Annotated in this window: 14 protein-coding genes; 1 reads left to right on the forward strand and 13 read right to left on the reverse strand. The window is 72.2% G+C overall.

Going from position 1 to position 15,549, the window contains the following annotated elements:
• Nucleotides 1–8: 8 nt before the first annotated feature.
• The 12 genes from AB0A61_RS28610 to AB0A61_RS28665 form a co-directional block, all read right to left on the reverse strand.
• On the reverse strand, nucleotides 9–3,074 hold the full coding sequence (locus AB0A61_RS28610) for an AAA family ATPase (RefSeq protein WP_361298229.1): 3,066 nt from the start codon (nucleotides 3,072–3,074) through the stop codon (nucleotides 9–11).
• Nucleotides 3,075–3,220: 146 nt separating this feature from the next.
• Complete coding sequence (locus AB0A61_RS28615) at nucleotides 3,221–3,406, reverse strand: hypothetical protein (protein ID WP_361298232.1); 186 nt, start codon at nucleotides 3,404–3,406, stop codon at nucleotides 3,221–3,223.
• Between the two features lie 199 nt (nucleotides 3,407–3,605).
• The gene (locus AB0A61_RS28620; RefSeq protein WP_361298235.1) at nucleotides 3,606–4,214 is read right to left on the reverse strand and encodes a hypothetical protein; all 609 of its coding nucleotides are present in this window, start codon (nucleotides 4,212–4,214) and stop codon (nucleotides 3,606–3,608) included.
• Between the two features lie 35 nt (nucleotides 4,215–4,249).
• Nucleotides 4,250–4,825, reverse strand: a complete 576-nt coding sequence (locus AB0A61_RS28625; protein WP_361298238.1) for a GNAT family protein — start codon at nucleotides 4,823–4,825, stop codon at nucleotides 4,250–4,252.
• The gene (locus AB0A61_RS28630; RefSeq protein WP_361298240.1) at nucleotides 4,803–7,028 is read right to left on the reverse strand and encodes an MMPL family transporter; all 2,226 of its coding nucleotides are present in this window, start codon (nucleotides 7,026–7,028) and stop codon (nucleotides 4,803–4,805) included. The genes AB0A61_RS28625 and AB0A61_RS28630 overlap by 23 nt, the downstream gene beginning before the upstream one ends.
• A gap of 243 nt (nucleotides 7,029–7,271) precedes the next feature.
• Complete coding sequence (locus tag AB0A61_RS28635) at nucleotides 7,272–7,634, reverse strand: hypothetical protein (protein ID WP_361298243.1); 363 nt, start codon at nucleotides 7,632–7,634, stop codon at nucleotides 7,272–7,274.
• A gap of 141 nt (nucleotides 7,635–7,775) precedes the next feature.
• Nucleotides 7,776–9,290 carry an Asp-tRNA(Asn)/Glu-tRNA(Gln) amidotransferase subunit GatB gene (gene gatB / locus AB0A61_RS28640; RefSeq protein ID WP_361298246.1) on the reverse strand — a complete coding sequence of 505 codons (1,515 nt, stop codon included), beginning with the start codon at nucleotides 9,288–9,290 and terminating at the stop codon, nucleotides 7,776–7,778.
• Nucleotides 9,291–9,306: 16 nt separating this feature from the next.
• Entirely contained in the window at nucleotides 9,307–9,549 is a 243-nt protein-coding gene (locus AB0A61_RS28645; protein WP_361298249.1) for a hypothetical protein, read from the reverse strand.
• Nucleotides 9,546–11,045 (reverse strand): Asp-tRNA(Asn)/Glu-tRNA(Gln) amidotransferase subunit GatA, encoded by a 1,500-nt coding sequence (gene gatA, locus AB0A61_RS28650; RefSeq protein WP_361298252.1) that lies wholly within the window; start codon nucleotides 11,043–11,045, stop codon nucleotides 9,546–9,548. Before gatA ends, AB0A61_RS28645 begins: the two co-directional genes overlap by 4 nt.
• A 6-nt stretch (nucleotides 11,046–11,051) precedes the next feature.
• Nucleotides 11,052–11,348: an Asp-tRNA(Asn)/Glu-tRNA(Gln) amidotransferase subunit GatC gene (gene gatC, locus AB0A61_RS28655; RefSeq protein WP_006130840.1), complete on the reverse strand. Its 297-nt coding sequence runs from the start codon at nucleotides 11,346–11,348 to the stop codon at nucleotides 11,052–11,054.
• A 187-nt stretch (nucleotides 11,349–11,535) separates the two neighbouring features.
• Entirely contained in the window at nucleotides 11,536–12,030 is a 495-nt protein-coding gene (locus tag AB0A61_RS28660) for a cupin domain-containing protein (protein ID WP_361298255.1), read from the reverse strand.
• Nucleotides 12,031–12,063: 33 nt separating this feature from the next.
• The gene (locus AB0A61_RS28665; RefSeq protein WP_361298257.1) at nucleotides 12,064–12,432 is read right to left on the reverse strand and encodes a DUF4267 domain-containing protein; all 369 of its coding nucleotides are present in this window, start codon (nucleotides 12,430–12,432) and stop codon (nucleotides 12,064–12,066) included.
• A gap of 86 nt (nucleotides 12,433–12,518) precedes the next feature.
• Between AB0A61_RS28665 and AB0A61_RS28670 the strand changes: the two genes are divergently transcribed.
• A complete protein-coding gene (locus AB0A61_RS28670) occupies nucleotides 12,519–13,106 on the forward strand; it encodes a TetR/AcrR family transcriptional regulator (protein WP_361298260.1) in 588 nt (195 codons plus the stop codon).
• A 7-nt stretch (nucleotides 13,107–13,113) separates the two neighbouring features.
• Here AB0A61_RS28670 and AB0A61_RS28675 read toward each other — a convergent pair whose 3' ends face one another.
• Complete coding sequence (locus AB0A61_RS28675) at nucleotides 13,114–15,393, reverse strand: bifunctional diguanylate cyclase/phosphodiesterase (protein WP_361298263.1); 2,280 nt, start codon at nucleotides 15,391–15,393, stop codon at nucleotides 13,114–13,116.
• Nucleotides 15,394–15,549: the final 156 nt, after the last annotated feature.

Below are 15,549 nucleotides of genomic sequence, written 5' to 3' on the forward strand. Positions count from 1 at the left end.
GCGTACGTTCACCCCACGGCCGGGGCGGCGATCGTGTCGGGCGGGAACAGGCCCAGCCGGTGCGCCACCGCCGCCGCCTCGCCGCGTCCCGAGACGCCCAGCTTGCCCAGGATGTTCGACACATGGACGCTGGCCGTCTTCGGGGAGATGAACAGTTCCTCGGCTATCTGGCGGTTGGTGCGGCCGACGGAGACCAGGCGCAGTACGTCCCGTTCCCGGCTGGTGAGGCCGAGGGACCGGGCGGGGTCGTCGGGGGCCGCCTGCTCGTCGCTCTTCCGCGGGACGCCGGTCGGGGTGAGGCGGGCTCGCTGGGCGAGCAGGGCGACGGAGTCGGCGAGCGGGCGGGCGCCCAGGTGCTCGGCTACGGCGCCGGCCAGACGGAGCAGCTCCGTGGCGGGTTCGCGGTCGTCCTCGCCGCCGGACGTAAGCAGGGCCTCGGCCAGGCGGTAGCGGACGCGGGCGAGGTCGTAGGGGCGTTCGAGTGCCTCGAAGGCGGCGACGATCTCGGCCCAGTCCCGCGGGCAGCCGCAGCCCTCGGCGCGCAGCAGCTCGGCGCGCAGCCAGCGCTCGTACGCCTGCCACAGGGGCGCATGGCCGGCCAGCGACTTGGCCGCCCGCCGAATGCGGTCGAGGACCTCGCCCCGCCCCGGGTCGGCGGCGGGCAGGCCGACGGCGCGGGCCTCCACGGTGGCGGCGGTGAGCAGCAGAGGCCATCCGTAGCGCTGGGTTCCCGGGGGGAAGCCGGTGTCCAGCACACGGCCGAGTTCCGCGCGGGCGTCCAGCAGCCGGCCCTCACCGGCGGCGACGGCGATCGCTATGCGGGTCAGGGGCAGGGCGTGCTGCGGCGCGTGGTCGTACTTGCCGAAGTTGTCCCGGGCGACGGCCAGTTGGCGGGCCGCCTCGGCCAGGTCGCCGCGGGCGAGGGCCAGTTCGGCCCGGTTCTTGGCGTGGAAGGCACGCGGTTTGGCGCTCTGGCCGACGCGCTCGGACCGGGTCGCCGCCTCGACGGCCTCGTCCCAGCGGCCGAGGCTGTACAGGGTCTCGGCGAAGTTGCCCCACACCCAGGCCTCGAGATCCAGCAGTCCATGGTTCCGGGTGAAGGCGAGCCCCTGCTCGAGCAGCGGTACGGCCTCGCGGGAGCGCCCGACGGCCTCCAGCTCGGACGGCAGGTTCACATAGGAGCGGCCCGCCACGGCGGAGATCCCGTCCTCCACCGTGCTCCTGTTAACCTCGTACATCTCCGCGAGCCCGGCCTCCACGTCCCCGGCGTCGACCATGAGCCCGCCGAGGGTGAGGCGCGCGTTCATCTCGATCTCGCGGGCGCCGACCATGCGCGCGTACTCCACGGCCCGTTCGGCGGCCGAGAAGGCCTCGGGGCCGGGCACATGGACCATGGACCAGTTGGCGACATGCGCCAGCACCTCGGCGTGCACTTCCGACGGCGGCAGCCCGCGCACCAGTTCCTGGGCGGTGGCCAGCTCCCGCCAGCCGTCGCCGTGGGACCGCAGCTGGACCAGCCGGGAGCGCTGGACCCAGAACCAGGCGGCTCGCAGCGGGTCGTGTTCGTCCTCCAGCAGGCGCAGCGCCCGTTTGGTGATCTTCAGGGCGCGTTCCCGCTCCCCGCAGAAGCGGCCCGCGACGGCGGCTTCGGCCATCAGGTCGAGGTAGCGCAGGGGCGTGGTCGCCGGGTCGCAGCCGCAGGGAGGGTAGACCTCGGTGTAGTCGACGGGCCGCAGCCGGGCCCGCACCTCCTCGGGGGCGTCGTCCCACAGCTCCATCGCCCGCTCCAGCAGGCGCAGCTGTTCGCTGTAGGCGTGCCGGGCGCGGGCCACGACGGAGGCGTCCAGGGCGGCGGGCAGCGCCTTGGCCGGGTCGTGGGCGTGGTACCAGTAGGCGGCCAGCCGGGCCACGCGTTCGTCGGCGGGGACCAGCGTGGGGTCGTCCTCCAGGGCCTCGGCGTAGCGGCGGTTGAGGCGGGAGCGTTCGCCGGGCAGCAGGTCGTCGCTGACGGCCTCGCGCATCAGGGAGTGCCGGAAGCGGTAGCCGTCGCCGGTGGGCGCGGCGATGAGGATGTTGGCGTTCACGGCGGCGCGCAACGCCTCGATCAGGTCGTCCTCGGCGAGCCGGGTGACGGCGGCGAGCAGCCGGTACTCGATGGTGGAGCCGCCTTCGGCGGCGATCCGCACCACCCGCTGGGCGGGCTCGGGGAGGGCCTCGACGCGCACCAGCAGCAGGTCGCGCAGGGAGTCGCTGATGCCGGTGGGGCAGCCCTCGGTGGCGCAGACGGCGAGTTCCTCGATGAAGAAGGCGTTGCCGTCGGAACGTTCGAAGATCTCGTCGACCTGGGCGGGGTCCGGCTCGGTGGCGAGGATGCCGGCGATCTGGCGGCCCGCTTCCTGGCGGCTGAAGCGGGCGAGTTCGACGCGGCGGACCGTACGCAGCCGGTCGAGTTCGGCGAGCAGGGGCCTGAGCGGGTGGCGGCGGTGGATGTCGTCGGAGCGGTAGGTGGCCAGGACGACCAGGCGGCCGGTGCGCAGGGTGCGCAAGAGGTAGGCCAGCAGGTGGCGGGTGGAGGCGTCGGCCCAGTGCAGGTCCTCCAGGGCGACGACGACCGTGCGGTCGGCGGCCACGCGCTCCAGCAGGCGCACGGTGAGTTCGAACAGGCGGGCCATGCCCTCCTCGTCGTGCCGGCCGGCGCCGCGTGCACCGGCCGGTTCGCCGAGTTCGGGCAGCAGCCGGGCCAGTTCGTCCTCCTGGCCGACGGCCGCGGCGGACAGTGCGTCGGGCAGTTCGCGCCGCAGGGCGCGCAGCGCGGTGGAGAACGGGGCGAACGGCAGTCCGTCGGCGCCGATCTCCACACAGCCGCCGAGCGCGACGACGGCGCCCCGGCGGCAGGCGGCGGTGGCGAACTCCTCGATCAGGCGGGTCTTGCCGACGCCGGCCTCGCCGCCGATCAGCAGCGCCTGCGGCTCCCCCGCGTCCGCGCGGGCGAGCGCGTCGTGCAACGTGTCCAACTCGTCGGCGCGACCGACGAACACCGGGCTGACGGACCTGTTCTCCACAGTCCCGAGCATCGCACGCGGGTCTGACAGTCCGGCACTTGTTTTCGCGTGGCCGTCCCCGTGAAGGAGCGGCACGCCCACGGCCAGGGCCGGCGTCGCGGGACCGGGCGGCAGGTGCCGGCCCACCCCCGTGGGGCCGGCCTCCCGCGCCCCCGCGCTCATGCGGCCCGGGTGAATCGGTGCCTGCGTCGGCGCTCGGTATGGGCCTCGGCCTCCGGGGTCTCGTGGGGGGCCGGGCGGCGGGCGGCGCGGTGGTCCTGCCGCGCCTGACGGACCAGTCGCTCGTGGTCGGCCCGGCGGCGCAGTTCCGCGGCCCGCAGCTCGTACAGCTCGTACTCGAACATGGTGTCTCCCTGGTGAGAGGTGGTTGTCGCAGTCGCTTTCCTGCGACGCCACCACCTTCGTCTCCCAGGGGGGCCGACCACATCGGGAGAGTTCCGCATCTTCGCCGGTGCGGCGGGGGCCTTAGAGAGACGGGAGGGGCCTCAGATGCGCCGTACGGCTCGTACGGCGGCTCTAAGACCCCTCAGGTTCTGTCTGGTGTCAGGCCGACGGCAGGCCCAGCAGGACGTCGGTGTACTTCAGGACGGCCAGCAGCAGGCCGACGACACCGAGCGAGACTCCCGCCCAGGCGACCGACTTGATCCAGGAGGCCTGCGGCCTGCCCGGAGCGCCGAACGCGGGACGGGCGAGGACCACGACGCCGACGATCAGCGCGCACAGCGCGAACAGGCCGCCCCACAGTGCGGTGGTCTGCCAGGCGTCGCCGTAGACCGCCTTGATCTGCTTGGCGACGGTCGCGGAGGACGAGGTCTGCAGCTGGCCGATGAGCTGCTCGCGCGCCCCGGCCACCGTGCCGAGCCAGCTGCCGCTGAGGGAGATCAGGCCGAGCGCGGCGGAGACCACGGCACCGGCGCCCTGGCCGACGCCGGAGGGCTCCTCCTCAGTCTCGGCGGCCTCGGGCCGCTCGCCGCCGTCGACGGTCTCGGTCTCGCTCTCGGCGTCGGTCGTCGCCGCCGGGTCCGCGGGGCCGGACTCCGTGGTGTTCGCCTCGTCGGGCCGGTCGGACTTGGTCACGTCCACCGTCTCCTGGTCGTGCTTGGCCTCGGCCCCGGTCGTGGCCCCGGCCTCGTCTGCAGTCTTGGTTCCCATGCCTCGCACCGTACGGACGCTGTCTGAGAGCTTGCTTAATGATCGCTGTGAGCGGTACGCGCGCGTGCCGCACGCCACTCGGGAGCGAGCACGGACCAGATCTCCGTGCTCGTGCGCGTGCCCCGGTAGAGGTAGTTCTCCCGGAGCACGCCCTCCCGGGTCATGCCCAGCCGCCGCGCCACGTTGATGCTCGGCTGGTTCGCGGTCGACACATGCCACTCCACACGGTGCATGCCGCGCTCGTCAAACGCCCAGTCCAGCAGCGCCCGGACACCGCGCGTGACGAGTCCGCGACCGGCCACGGCGGGCTCCAGCCAGCAGCCGGCCTCACAGGTGCCGCCGGCGGTGTCCCACACCCGGAACAGCAGTCCGCCGACCAGCTTCCCGTCCAGCCACACACCGTGCAGGCTGCCTGCGTCCGCGGCCCGCTTGTCGGCGTACGACTGCAGGTAGGAGCGGGCGGACGCCAGGTCCGTCACCACGTCGGGGAGGCCGACGTGGCGGCCGATGAAGTCACGGCCGCGGTCGATGTTGGCGAGCAGGTCCTCGGCGTGCCAGGGCTCCAGGGGGCGCAGTTCGGCCCCGTCGTCACCCAGGGGTATCGCGTACATCGTGCTGCTCCTTCGCCAACGCGTCCACGACGTCCGTGAGCTTCTCATGCGCGGCGCGGCACTCGGGCGGTTCGATGCTGATCCGGGGCAGCACGCGGTCCAGCCCGCGGGGCAGCCACCAGTTGGCGCTGCCCAGCAGGTGCATCAGAGCGGGCACGAGCAGGGTGCGCAGTACGAAGGCGTCGAGGGCGACGGCGGCGGCCAGCGCGATGCCGAACATGGCGATCACGCGGTCGCCGCTGAGCACGAAGGCGAGGAAGACGGAGATCATGATGACGGCCGCGGAGTTGATCACCCGGCTGGTCTCGGCGAGGCCGACGCGGACGGCGCGCCGGTTGTCGCCGGTCTCCAGCCATTCCTCGTACATCCTGCTGACCAGGAAGACCTGGTAGTCCATGGACAGCCCGAACAGCACCGAGACCATGATCACGGGCAGGAAGGGCTCGATCGGGCCCGCGCGGCCCAGGCCGAGCAGTTCGCTGCCCCAGCCCCACTGGAAGACCGCGACGACGACGCCGAAGGCGGCGGCGACCGCGGCGATGTTCATCGCGGCGGCCTTCAGCGGGATGCCGAGGGACCGGAAGGCGAGCAGCAGCAGGACGCAGCCGAGGCCGATGACCACGCCGACGAACAGCGGCAGCCGGCCGACGATGACCCCGGCGAAGTCGTCGTATCCGGCGGTGACGCCGCCGACGTGCAGGTCGAGCGAGGTGCCGGTCTCGGCCCGCGGCAGCACCTCGGTGCGCAGCCGGTCGACGAGGTCGCTGGTGCGCTGGGACTGCGGCGCGAACTCGGGGACGACGGTCAGGTACGCGGTGTCGCCGTCGGCGTTGTAGGTGGCCGGGGTCACCGCGGCGACGCCCTCGGTGGAGCGCAGGGTGGTGTCCAGGTTGTCCAGGGCGAGCCTGTCGTCGGCGCCGTCCACCCGCGTCACGAGCGTCAGCGGCCCGTTGACGCCGGGCCCGAAGCCCTCGGCGACCATGTCGTACGCCCGCCGGGTGGTCGCCGAGCGGGGGTCGTTGCCCTGGTCGGAGGTACCGAGGTGGAGGGAGAGCGTGGGCAGGGCGAGGACGGTGATGACGGCCAGGCCGAGGGCGCCGAGCAGCTTGGGGTGGCGCTCCACGAAGGCGGACCAGCGGGCGGCGAACCCGGTGGGCAGTTCCGGCTCGGGTCCGTGCTCGGCGAGCCTGCGGCGCTCCCGCCGGCTCAGGGCGCGCGGACCGATGAACGACAGCAGGGCGGGCAGCAGGGTCACCGAGGCCGCGACGGTGAGGAGCACGGTCATGGAGGCGGCGACCGCCACCCCGTTGAGGAAGCCGAGGCGCAGGATCAGCATCCCGAGCAGGGCGATGCAAACGGTGGCACCCGCGAACACGACGGCGCGTCCGGTGGTGGCGACGGCGTTGGTCACCGCCTCGCCGGTGCTGAGCCCGCGTTTCAGCCCGCGCCGGTGGCGGGTGACGATGAACAGCGCGTAGTCGATGCCGACGCCGAGTCCGATCAGCAGTCCGAGCATGGGCGCGAAGGCGGCCACCGTCATGGCGTGGCCGAGGAGCTGGATGGCGGCGTACGCGGTGCCGACGCTCACCAGCGCGGAGGCGATGGGCAGCAGCGACGCGGCGAGCGAGCCGAAGGCGAGGAACAGCACCCCGGCGGCCACGGCCACGCCGACGATTTCGGCGAGGTGCCCGCCGGAGGACTCGGTGAGCCCGACCGCGCTGCCGCCCAGCTCCACCTGGAGTCCGTCGGCCTGGGCGGCCTTGGCGGCCGTGACCAGCGCCTGCGCCTCGGGCTTGGTGATGTCCTGGGCCGGGCGGCCGAAGCTGACGGTCGCGTACGCCGTGTGTCCGTCGCGGCTGATCTGGTCCGCGCCCTGGCCCTTGTACGGGCTGGTCACGGACGCCACCCCGGGCAGGGCCGCGATCCGGTCCAGGGTGTGGGTCATGGTCTGCTCGACGTCGAGGGCGCGCACGGTGCCGGACGTGGTGTGCCACACGACCGTGTCGCTGTCACCGCCCAGCCCCGGGAAGCTCTCCCGCAGCAGCTGGGTGGCGCGGCCCGACTGGGTGCCGGGGACCTCGTAGTCGTCCGAGTACGCCGATCCGGTCGCCGCGGCGACCGCCGTGACCCCGCCGAAGGCGAGGAGCCAGAGCAGAACGGTGACCAGGCGGTGCCGGACACACCAGCGTGCAAGGGCTGCCACGAAACGTGCTCCCAGGGGGCTATCTGTGGATCTTTGACCGGGAACAGTCGTTCATGAACGTAACGGCCCGCAAAGAACGCATGAGCAATGTGAAGCCACTCTTGCAGGCGGATGCGATCGTTTACGGTATTCGTGGGGTTATTCACAGGAGTGCGACCTAATTCACTCGACATTCAGGTGAACCCTGTCGGTCAGCCCGCCCTGGGTGTCCGCTGTGAACTACGGTGCACACGGGGAAGTTGTTCAGTCGCGGTCCCCGAGCGCCATCACCATCACCCCGGCGATCAGCAGCCACAGCGCGCGCCGGGTACGGCCCCGGAATCCGAGGACGGCCGCGAGTGCGCAGACGGCCGCGCCGACGGCGTAGGCGGCCGGGACCAGGGCCGGGGCTGAGCCGGTCAGCCGCAGCAGCGACGCGGCGAGCCCGGCGAGCGTCAGCAGCGCCCCGGCTCCGGCGGCCGTCCACCGGGCCCGGCGGGCGTCCTCGGCCGGATGCTCGGCGTCCTCCCAGTCCACCGGATCCTCCTCGTCCGGTCCGCCGCGGGCCTCGACGTCCTCCGCCTCGGCTATCTCGGGGTGCGGTTCGGAATCGGGGCGTCCACTCATGGCGGGCGAGCGTAGCGCCTCCGGCCGGGAAACCGGATGCCGGGGTTGGCGTGGGCAGGCGCTGCGCCACCGGGAGCTGGGGACACACCTGGGGGGATGCATCGCAGCCGATGCATCCCCCCAGGCACTTCCCGACCGGGCTCAGCCCTCGCTGACGCCCAGCTTCTGGAGGATGAGCTCCTTGACGCGGGCGGCGTCGGCCTGGCCGCGGGTGGCCTTCATGACCGCGCCGACCAGGGCACCGGCCGCGGCCACCTTGCCGCCGCGGATCTTGTCCGCGATGGCCGGGTTGCCGGCGATGGCCTCGTCGACGGCGGCGGTCAGCGCGCCCTCGTCGGAGACGACCTTGAGGCCGCGCTTGTCGACCACCTCGTCCGGGGTGCCCTCGCCCGCGAGCACGCCCTCGATGACCTGGCGGGCCAGCTTGTCGTTGAGGTCGCCGGAGACCACCAGCTTGGCGACCCGGGCGACCTGGTCCGGCGTGATGGGCAGTTCGTCCAGGGCCTTGCCGGACTCGTTGGCCTGACGGGCGAGTTCACCCATCCACCACTTGCGGGCGGAGGCCGCGTCGGCACCGGCCTCGATCGTGGCGACGATCAGGTCCAGGGCACCGGCGTTGAGGATGGCCTGCATGTCGGTCGCCGAGACGCCCCACTCCTCGCGGAGCCGGTTGCGGCGCACCAGCGGCAGTTCGGGCAGCGCGGCCCGGATCTCCTCGACCCACTCGCGCTGCGGGGCCACCGGCACCAGGTCCGGCTCCGGGAAGTACCGGTAGTCCTCGGCCTCCTCCTTCGTACGGCCGGAGGTCGTCGTCCCGGTGTCCTCGTGGAAGTGGCGGGTCTCCTGGATCACCGTGCCGCCACTGCCGAGGACGGCGGCGTGACGCATGATCTCGTAGCGAGCCGCCCGCTCCACCGAACGCAGCGAGTTGACGTTCTTCGTCTCCGAGCGCGTGCCGAACTTGTCGGCGCCCTTGGGCATCAGCGACAGGTTCACGTCGCAGCGCATCTGGCCCATCTCCATGCGGGCCTCGGAGACGCCGAGCGCCCGGATGAGCTCGCGCAGCTCGCGAACGTAGGCCTTGGCCACCTCGGGGGCGCGTTCGCCTGCGCCGACGATCGGCTTGGTGACGACCTCGATGAGCGGGATGCCCGCGCGGTTGTAGTCCAGCAGGGAGTAGTCCGCGCCGTGGATGCGGCCCGTGGCGCCGCCCACGTGGGTGGACTTGCCGGTGTCCTCCTCCATGTGGGCGCGCTCGATCTCCACGCGGAAGGTCTCGCCGTCCTCCAGCTGCACGTCGAGGTAGCCGTTGAAGGCGATCGGCTCGTCGTACTGAGAGGTCTGGAAGTTCTTCGGCATGTCCGGATAGAAGTAGTTCTTCCGGGCGAAGCGGCACCACTCGGCGATCTCGCAGTTCAGCGCGAGACCGATCTTGATCGCGGACTCGACGCCGGTCGCGTTGACGACCGGGAGCGAGCCGGGCAGGCCGAGGCAGGTGGGGCAGGTCTGGCTGTTCGGCTCGGCGCCCAGCGCGGTCGAACAGCCGCAGAACATCTTGGTCCTGGTGCCGAGTTCGACATGGACCTCGAGGCCCATGACGGGGTCGTACGACGCCAGCGCGTCCTCGTACGGCACCAGGTCGGTCGTGGTGGTCACGGTGAAAACTTCCCTCTCAGCCCAGCAGGACGTCGTCGTCGCCCAGCCGCTTCAGCTCGCGGTAGAGAATGGCGAGGCCGGTGACGATGGCGGCGGCGGACACGGCCGCGTCGATCAGACGCAGCGTGTCGTTCTCCCGCCGGGCCTTCTTGGCCTGCTTGACGACGGCGACGGCACCGAACGCGGTGGTGGCCATGGACAGGTACGTACCGGACTTGGACTTCTTGAAGCCCTTGGCCTTCGACAGAGCGCTACTCACAGCGACGGAGCCTCCTCAAGGAGCGGGTGACCCCACTTTTCCACGAAGGCGGCCTCGACGGCGGCGCCCACCTTGTACAGCCGGTCGTCCTTCATGACCGGGGCGATGATCTGCAGGCCGACCGGCAGGTTGTCCTCCGGCGCCAGGCCGCAGGGCAGCGACATGGCCGCGTTGCCCGCCAGGTTGGTCGGGATGGTGCACAGGTCGGCGAGGTACATCGCCATAGGGTCGTCGGCGCGCTCGCCGATCGCGAAGGCGGTGGTCGGGGTCGTCGGGGAGACGATCACGTCGACCTGCTCGAACGCCTTGTCGAAGTCCTGCTTGATGAGGGTGCGGACCTTCTGGGCGCTGCCGTAGTACGCGTCGTAGTAGCCGGAGCTCAGGGCGTACGTGCCGAGCATGATGCGGCGCTTGACCTCCGGGCCGAAGCCCTCCTCACGGGTGAGGGAGGTGACCTCCTCGGCCGAGCGCGTGCCGTCGTCGCCGACCCGCAGGCCGTAGCGCAGGCCGTCGAAGCGGGCCAGGTTGGACGAGCACTCCGAGGGCGCGATCAGGTAGTACGCCGACAGGGCCAGGTCGAAGGACGGGCAGTCCAGCTCGACGATCTCGGCACCGAGCTCCTTGAGCAGTTCGACGGACTCGTCGAAGCGCTGGATGACGCCGGCCTGGTAGCCCTCGCCGCGGAACTGCTTGACGACACCAATACGCATGCCCTGCACCGAGCCGTTGCGGGCGGCCTCGACGACCGGCGGGACCGGGGCGTCGATGGAGGTGGAGTCCAGCGGGTCGTGCCCGGCGATCACCTCGTGCAGCAGGGCCGCGTCCAGGACCGTACGGGCGCAGGGGCCGCCCTGGTCGAGGGAGGAGGAGAAGGCGACCATGCCGTACCGGGAGACCGCGCCGTAGGTCGGCTTCACGCCGACCGTGCCGGTGACCGAGGCCGGCTGGCGGATGGAGCCGCCGGTGTCGGTTCCGATGGCCAGCGGGGCCTGGAAGGAGGCGAGAGCGGCGCTCGACCCGCCGCCGGAGCCGCCCGGAATCCTGGTCAGGTCCCACGGGTTGCCGGTCGGGCCGAAGGCGCTGTTCTCGGTCGAGGACCCCATGGCGAACTCGTCCATGTTGGTCTTGCCGAGGATCACGACGTCGGCGGCCTTCAGCCGCTTGGTGAGGGTCGCGTCGTAGGGCGGGATCCAGCCCTCGAGGATCTTGGAGCCGACGGTCGTCGGCACGCCCTCGGTGGTGAAGATGTCCTTCAGCGCGAGCGGTACGCCGGCCAGCGGGCCGAGCTTCTCGCCGCGGGCCCGCTTGTCGTCGACGGCGCGGGCCTGGGCGAGGGCGCCCTCGCGGTCGACGTGCAGGAAGGCGTGGACCTTCTCGTCGACGGCCTCGATCCGGGCGAGGTGGGCCTCGGTGACCTCGACGGCCGTGAGCTCGCCCGAGGCGATCCTCTCGGCGGTCTCGGCGGCCGTGAGCTTGATGATGGAGCTGTCCGTCATGATCTCTTACTCCTCCCCCAGGATCTGCGGCACCTTGAAACGCTGCTGCTCCTGGGCCGGGGCGCCGGAGAGCGCCTGCTCGGGGGTGAGCGACGGACGGACCTCGTCCGCGCGCATGACGTTGGTCAGCGGCAGCGGGTGGGAGGTCGGCGGTACGTCTTGGTCGGCGACCTCACTGACGCGGGCCACCGCGCCGATGATGTCGTCCAGCTGGCCTGCGAAGTGGTCGAGCTCTTCGGGCTTCAGCTCCAGACGCGCCAGCCGGGCGAGGTGGGCGACCTCCTCGCGCGTGATGCCAGGCATGCAGCGATCCTCTGGGGTGAGTGTGTGTGGTTGGGGCCTAGGGCCTGCCGTCACATTCCCGTCGTCCGACCCAAGGGTGTGCCAGGCGTCGCACGGCAGGCGGGATAGTGGCGACAGGTCCCAATCCTATGGGTCGGGGCCCGGTGGCCGTGAAACGGTTTCCCCCGGGTCCCGCCGGCCGCGTCGCTCAGCCGCGGCGCCCGTCCCAGGTCTCGCTGCGCAGGAAGTGGTTGTCGTACCGCTCCTGCACCTCCAGCAGGCTCTCCGCAGTGGCCTCGCCCAGGGCGATGCGCTGGAGGTGGCGGAAGTACTCGAACCGCTCGACGCCCGGGGTGATGACGATGAGCAGGTCGGCGTCCGCTCCGGGTACGGCGGCGAAGGCGTGCGGTCTGCCGGGCGGGACGATGACGAGGTCGCCGGGTCCGGCGGTCACGATCTCCTCGCCGGAGAGGATGTCGGCGGCGCCGTCGAGCAGGAAGAACATCTCGGCGGAGTTGTTGTGCCAGTGCGGTTTGGCCCCGTCGGCGCCCGCCGAGAGGGTGACGCGCTGGGTGGACAGCGCTCCGCCGGTCCGGCTGCTGTCGGCCAGCAGTTTCACGGTGGTGGGGGCGCGCCCGACCACCTCGGCCTCGGCGTCGCGGACGATCACGGACTCGTCGAACTTCGGCACGAACAAAGACATTGCTGAACCCCCTGGTGACGATGACGGATGCGATCAGACCGCGAAGAGCAGTCCGGCACTGATGAGCACAACGACCGCCGTGGCGAAGTGGATCCCGAAGGCCACGGCCTTGGTGCCGCCGTGGCGCAGCACTGTCAGCGTGTCGCCGAGCGGGGTCAGCGCCACGACCAGCAGGTACCAGGCCTCCGCGCGGGCGCTCACGAAGGCGAGCAGGGCCAGGCCCAGCAGGCCGAGGGTGGCGTCCCTGACGCCCTTGACCGTGAGGTAGGCGGTGTCGCCGTCGGGCTTGGCCGCAACGCCGTAGGCGGCGGCGGAGGGCAGGGGCTGGAGCAGGAACCGGGCCCCGACGAACAGGACGAGCAGATCGAGCAGGGCGGCCAGGGTGTACGCGGTGATGGTCACGTCTCTCCTCTCGCTAGCAGCGCTAGATGCAAGAGCGACGCTATCAGAGCGTCGACAGAATGACTAGCGGTGCTAGAATCGCAGTCATGTCGATTCAGACGCGCCGGGAGCGCGAACGGGCTGAGCGGGAGCGGCTGATCGTGACGGCCGCACGGGAACTGGCGGAGGCCGAGGGCTGGGAGGCGGTCACCACGCGGCGGCTGGCCGCCGAGATCGAGTACAGCCAGCCCGTCCTCTACAGCCATTTCAAGGGCAAGGACGCGATCATGGCGGCGGTCGCGGTGCAGGGTTTCGCGGAGCTGGCCGCCGAACTGCGGGCGACGCGGACCGCGGCCGAGGGCGCCCGTGCGGCGCTGGGAGCGGTGGGCGAGGCGTACACCGCCTTCGCGCGGCGGCGGCCCGCGCTCTACGACGCGATGTTCACCCACCGGGTGGACCTGCCGTTCGCCACGCCTGAGGCGCCGGCGGCCCTGCACGAGGCGTTCGGGGAACTGCTGCGTGCCGTGGAGCCGGTGGCGGCCGAGGGCGACGACCCCGGGCTGCTGACGGAGACGTACTGGGCGGGGCTGCACGGCCTGGTGACCCTGATGCGCAGCGGCCGCCTGCCGGAGGAGGCGCACGAGCGCCGGCTGGCCCTGCTGATCGGCCACTTCGTCCCGCAGAACGTGAAGTGAGCGCCGGTCACTCGTCGGCCGCGGCCGCGGGCAGCGCCGCCCTCGGCCGCTGCCATCCCCGCGAGCCGCGGGCCAGCAGCCATGCCGTCGTCTCCTCCGGCGGCATCGCGGCGGCGACCAGCCACCCCTGCACCGCGTCGCAGCCCAGATCCCGCAGACGCTCCCACGTCTCGTCGTCCTCGACGCCCTCGGCGACGACGAGCAGACCGAGGGAGTGCGCGAGGTCGACGGTGCAGCGCACGATCTCGGCGTCCTCCGTGTCCACCGCCAGCCGGGCCACGAACGAGCGGTCGATCTTCAGTTCGCTCACCGGCAGCCGCCGCAGATTCACCAGCGACGAATACCCCGTACCGAAGTCGTCCAGCGACATCTTCACACCGTGCCCGGTCAGCCCGGCCAGCGTGTCGGCGGCCCGCTGCGGGTCCTCGAGCAGGACGTGCTCGGTTATCTCCAGTTGCAGCGCGCCCGCCGGGACACCGTGCCGGGCGAGCCGGGCCGCCACCGAGCCGGCGAAGCCGGGGGTGTGCACATCCCGGGGCGAGACATTGACGGCCACCGGTACGAACAGGCCCTGGGCGCGCCACTCGGCGACCTGCCCGAGAGCCGTCTCCAGCACGTACTCCGTCAGATGGGGCATCAGCCCCGAGGACTCCGCGATCGCTATGAATTCGTCCGGCGGCACCTTGCCGCGCTCGGGGTGCACCCAGCGGACCAGTGCCTCCAGGCCCGCGACCTGCCCGTCGAAGCGGACCTTGGGCTGGTAGTGCAGCGCGACCTCGTGGGCGTCCAGGGCGCGGCGCAGGTCGCCCAGCAGCCCGAGCCGGTCCGGGGTGTTGGAGTCGCGCTTGGACTCGTAGACCTCCACGCCCGTACGGTCCCGCTTCGCCTGGTACATCGCCACGTCCGCCCGGCGGAGCAGGCCCTCGGCGTCCAGGGCGTGGTCGGGAAAGACGGCGACCCCGGCGCTGGCCTCCAGCACGAGGGTCAGTCCGTCGAGGTCGAGCGGGGAGCTGAGGGCGGTGACCAGGCCCCGGGCGACGCGGGTCGCGGACGTGGTGGAATCGGCGACCGGCAGTAAGACGGCGAACTCGTCGCCGCCGAGCCGCGCGGCCTCCGCCCCGCGCGGCAGCGCGAGCCGCAGCCGGTCGGCTATCTGCAGCAGCAGCCGGTCACCGGCGAGATGGCCGAGCGTGTCGTTGACCGAACGGAAGCGGTCCAGGTCGATCAGCATCAAAGCGGCCTTCGCGCCGATGCGTTCGGCGTCGTCCAGGGCGGTCCAGATGCGCTCCAGGAGCCACTGCCGGTTGGGCAGCCCGGTCAGCGGGTCGCGCAGCTGCTCCTCGGCGCGGGCGCGGGCTATCCACAGGGTGGAGTCGAGGGCGACGAGCGGGATGGAGAACAGCGGCAGCAACACCGGTTCGGCGACCGCGACCACGCAGACGAGCGGGGCGATGCCGAGCAGCGCGACCGCGACCAGGCCCTGCCTGGCCAGTGCGGTGCGGGCCACGGTGGGCAGGCCGCCGGCGCGCGGGGCGTGCAGGTACCACAGCAGGATGCGGGTGACGGCGAGGTAGGCGGCCGCGACCAGCACCACCTCGGGAGCGGTGCAGGCGGTCCAACTGCCCGGATCCCAGGGCTGTTCGACGGTCGGTACGCGGCCGAAGGCGCCCAGCACCAGGGCGCCGGCGCCGATGCCGAGGATGTCCACCGCGCCGTGCAGCACGCCCTGCCGCCAGCGGTGGCGCCGGGCTATGCCGACCAGGACGACGACGGTGAGGCTGACCAGGCCGGCCGGCACCCAGCCGTACAGCAGCAGGACCGCGAGGGTGAGGGCGGCACCCGAGCCGGTGCCGCCCCACCAGCGGGCGCGGCCGAGCATGACCAGGTGGCCCACGATGATCCCGGTGAGCACGGCCAGGGACCAGCCGACCGTGCCGGACGGGAAGAGTGCGTGGTTGCCGGTGAACGCCCGGTAGAAACCGGCGGCCAGGGCGAGCCCGGCGGCCGCGACGACCGCCGCGGGCAGCGCGGGCCGGGACAGGTGCCGTTCGGACTCGGCGTCCGGCAGTCCGGGGGTGTGTTCGGCGGCCAACCGTGCGGAGGCGCGGACCTCGGCCACGGTGTAGTGTCCGACGCGCCCCTCATGTCCGGCGAGACCCGTGTGCCCCGGGTACCCGGCGCGCCCCTCCGCGCCCCGACGCTGCGAAGTGCGCTCCCGGCACCCGCGCCATGCGCCGGTGACCCGGCGCAGCCGTGAGTGCGGGGCGGCGCTGTCGGTCGGTTCCATTCCCGTCCCTCTCACAGCCGGCGGTGCCCACGCCACGCGGCCCGATGCCCGACACCCCTCAACGGCACCGCGCTGGAAACCCCTTCCACGCGCTCGTCGGAGCACGGGGATGCCCCGACCGCAGCTGGGCACGGCAGGTGCACACCTCAACAGTAG

Origin of the sequence: Streptomyces sp. NPDC046197, from assembly GCF_040646295.1 — a bacterium.
Lineage (GTDB): Bacteria > Actinomycetota > Actinomycetes > Streptomycetales > Streptomycetaceae > Streptomyces.

Bases quoted from the DNA above. Each gene is read 5' to 3' on its own strand.
- gatA (WP_361298252.1), bottom strand. From the start codon at position 11,045: ATGACGGACAGCTCCATCATCAAGCTCACGGCCGCCGAGACCGCCGAG.
- AB0A61_RS28660 (WP_361298255.1), bottom strand. From the start codon at position 12,030: ATGTCTTTGTTCGTGCCGAAGTTCGACGAGTCCGTGATCGTCCGCGAC.
- AB0A61_RS28615 (WP_361298232.1), bottom strand. From the start codon at position 3,406: ATGTTCGAGTACGAGCTGTACGAGCTGCGGGCCGCGGAACTGCGCCGC.
- AB0A61_RS28625 (WP_361298238.1), bottom strand. From the start codon at position 4,825: ATGTACGCGATACCCCTGGGTGACGACGGGGCCGAACTGCGCCCCCTG.
- gatC (WP_006130840.1), bottom strand. From the start codon at position 11,348: ATGCCTGGCATCACGCGCGAGGAGGTCGCCCACCTCGCCCGGCTGGCG.
- AB0A61_RS28610 (WP_361298229.1), bottom strand. From the start codon at position 3,074: ATGCTCGGGACTGTGGAGAACAGGTCCGTCAGCCCGGTGTTCGTCGGT.
- AB0A61_RS28635 (WP_361298243.1), bottom strand. From the start codon at position 7,634: ATGAGTGGACGCCCCGATTCCGAACCGCACCCCGAGATAGCCGAGGCG.
- AB0A61_RS28675 (WP_361298263.1), bottom strand. From the start codon at position 15,393: ATGGAACCGACCGACAGCGCCGCCCCGCACTCACGGCTGCGCCGGGTC.
- AB0A61_RS28620 (WP_361298235.1), bottom strand. From the start codon at position 4,214: ATGGGAACCAAGACTGCAGACGAGGCCGGGGCCACGACCGGGGCCGAG.
- AB0A61_RS28670 (WP_361298260.1), top strand. From the start codon at position 12,519: ATGTCGATTCAGACGCGCCGGGAGCGCGAACGGGCTGAGCGGGAGCGG.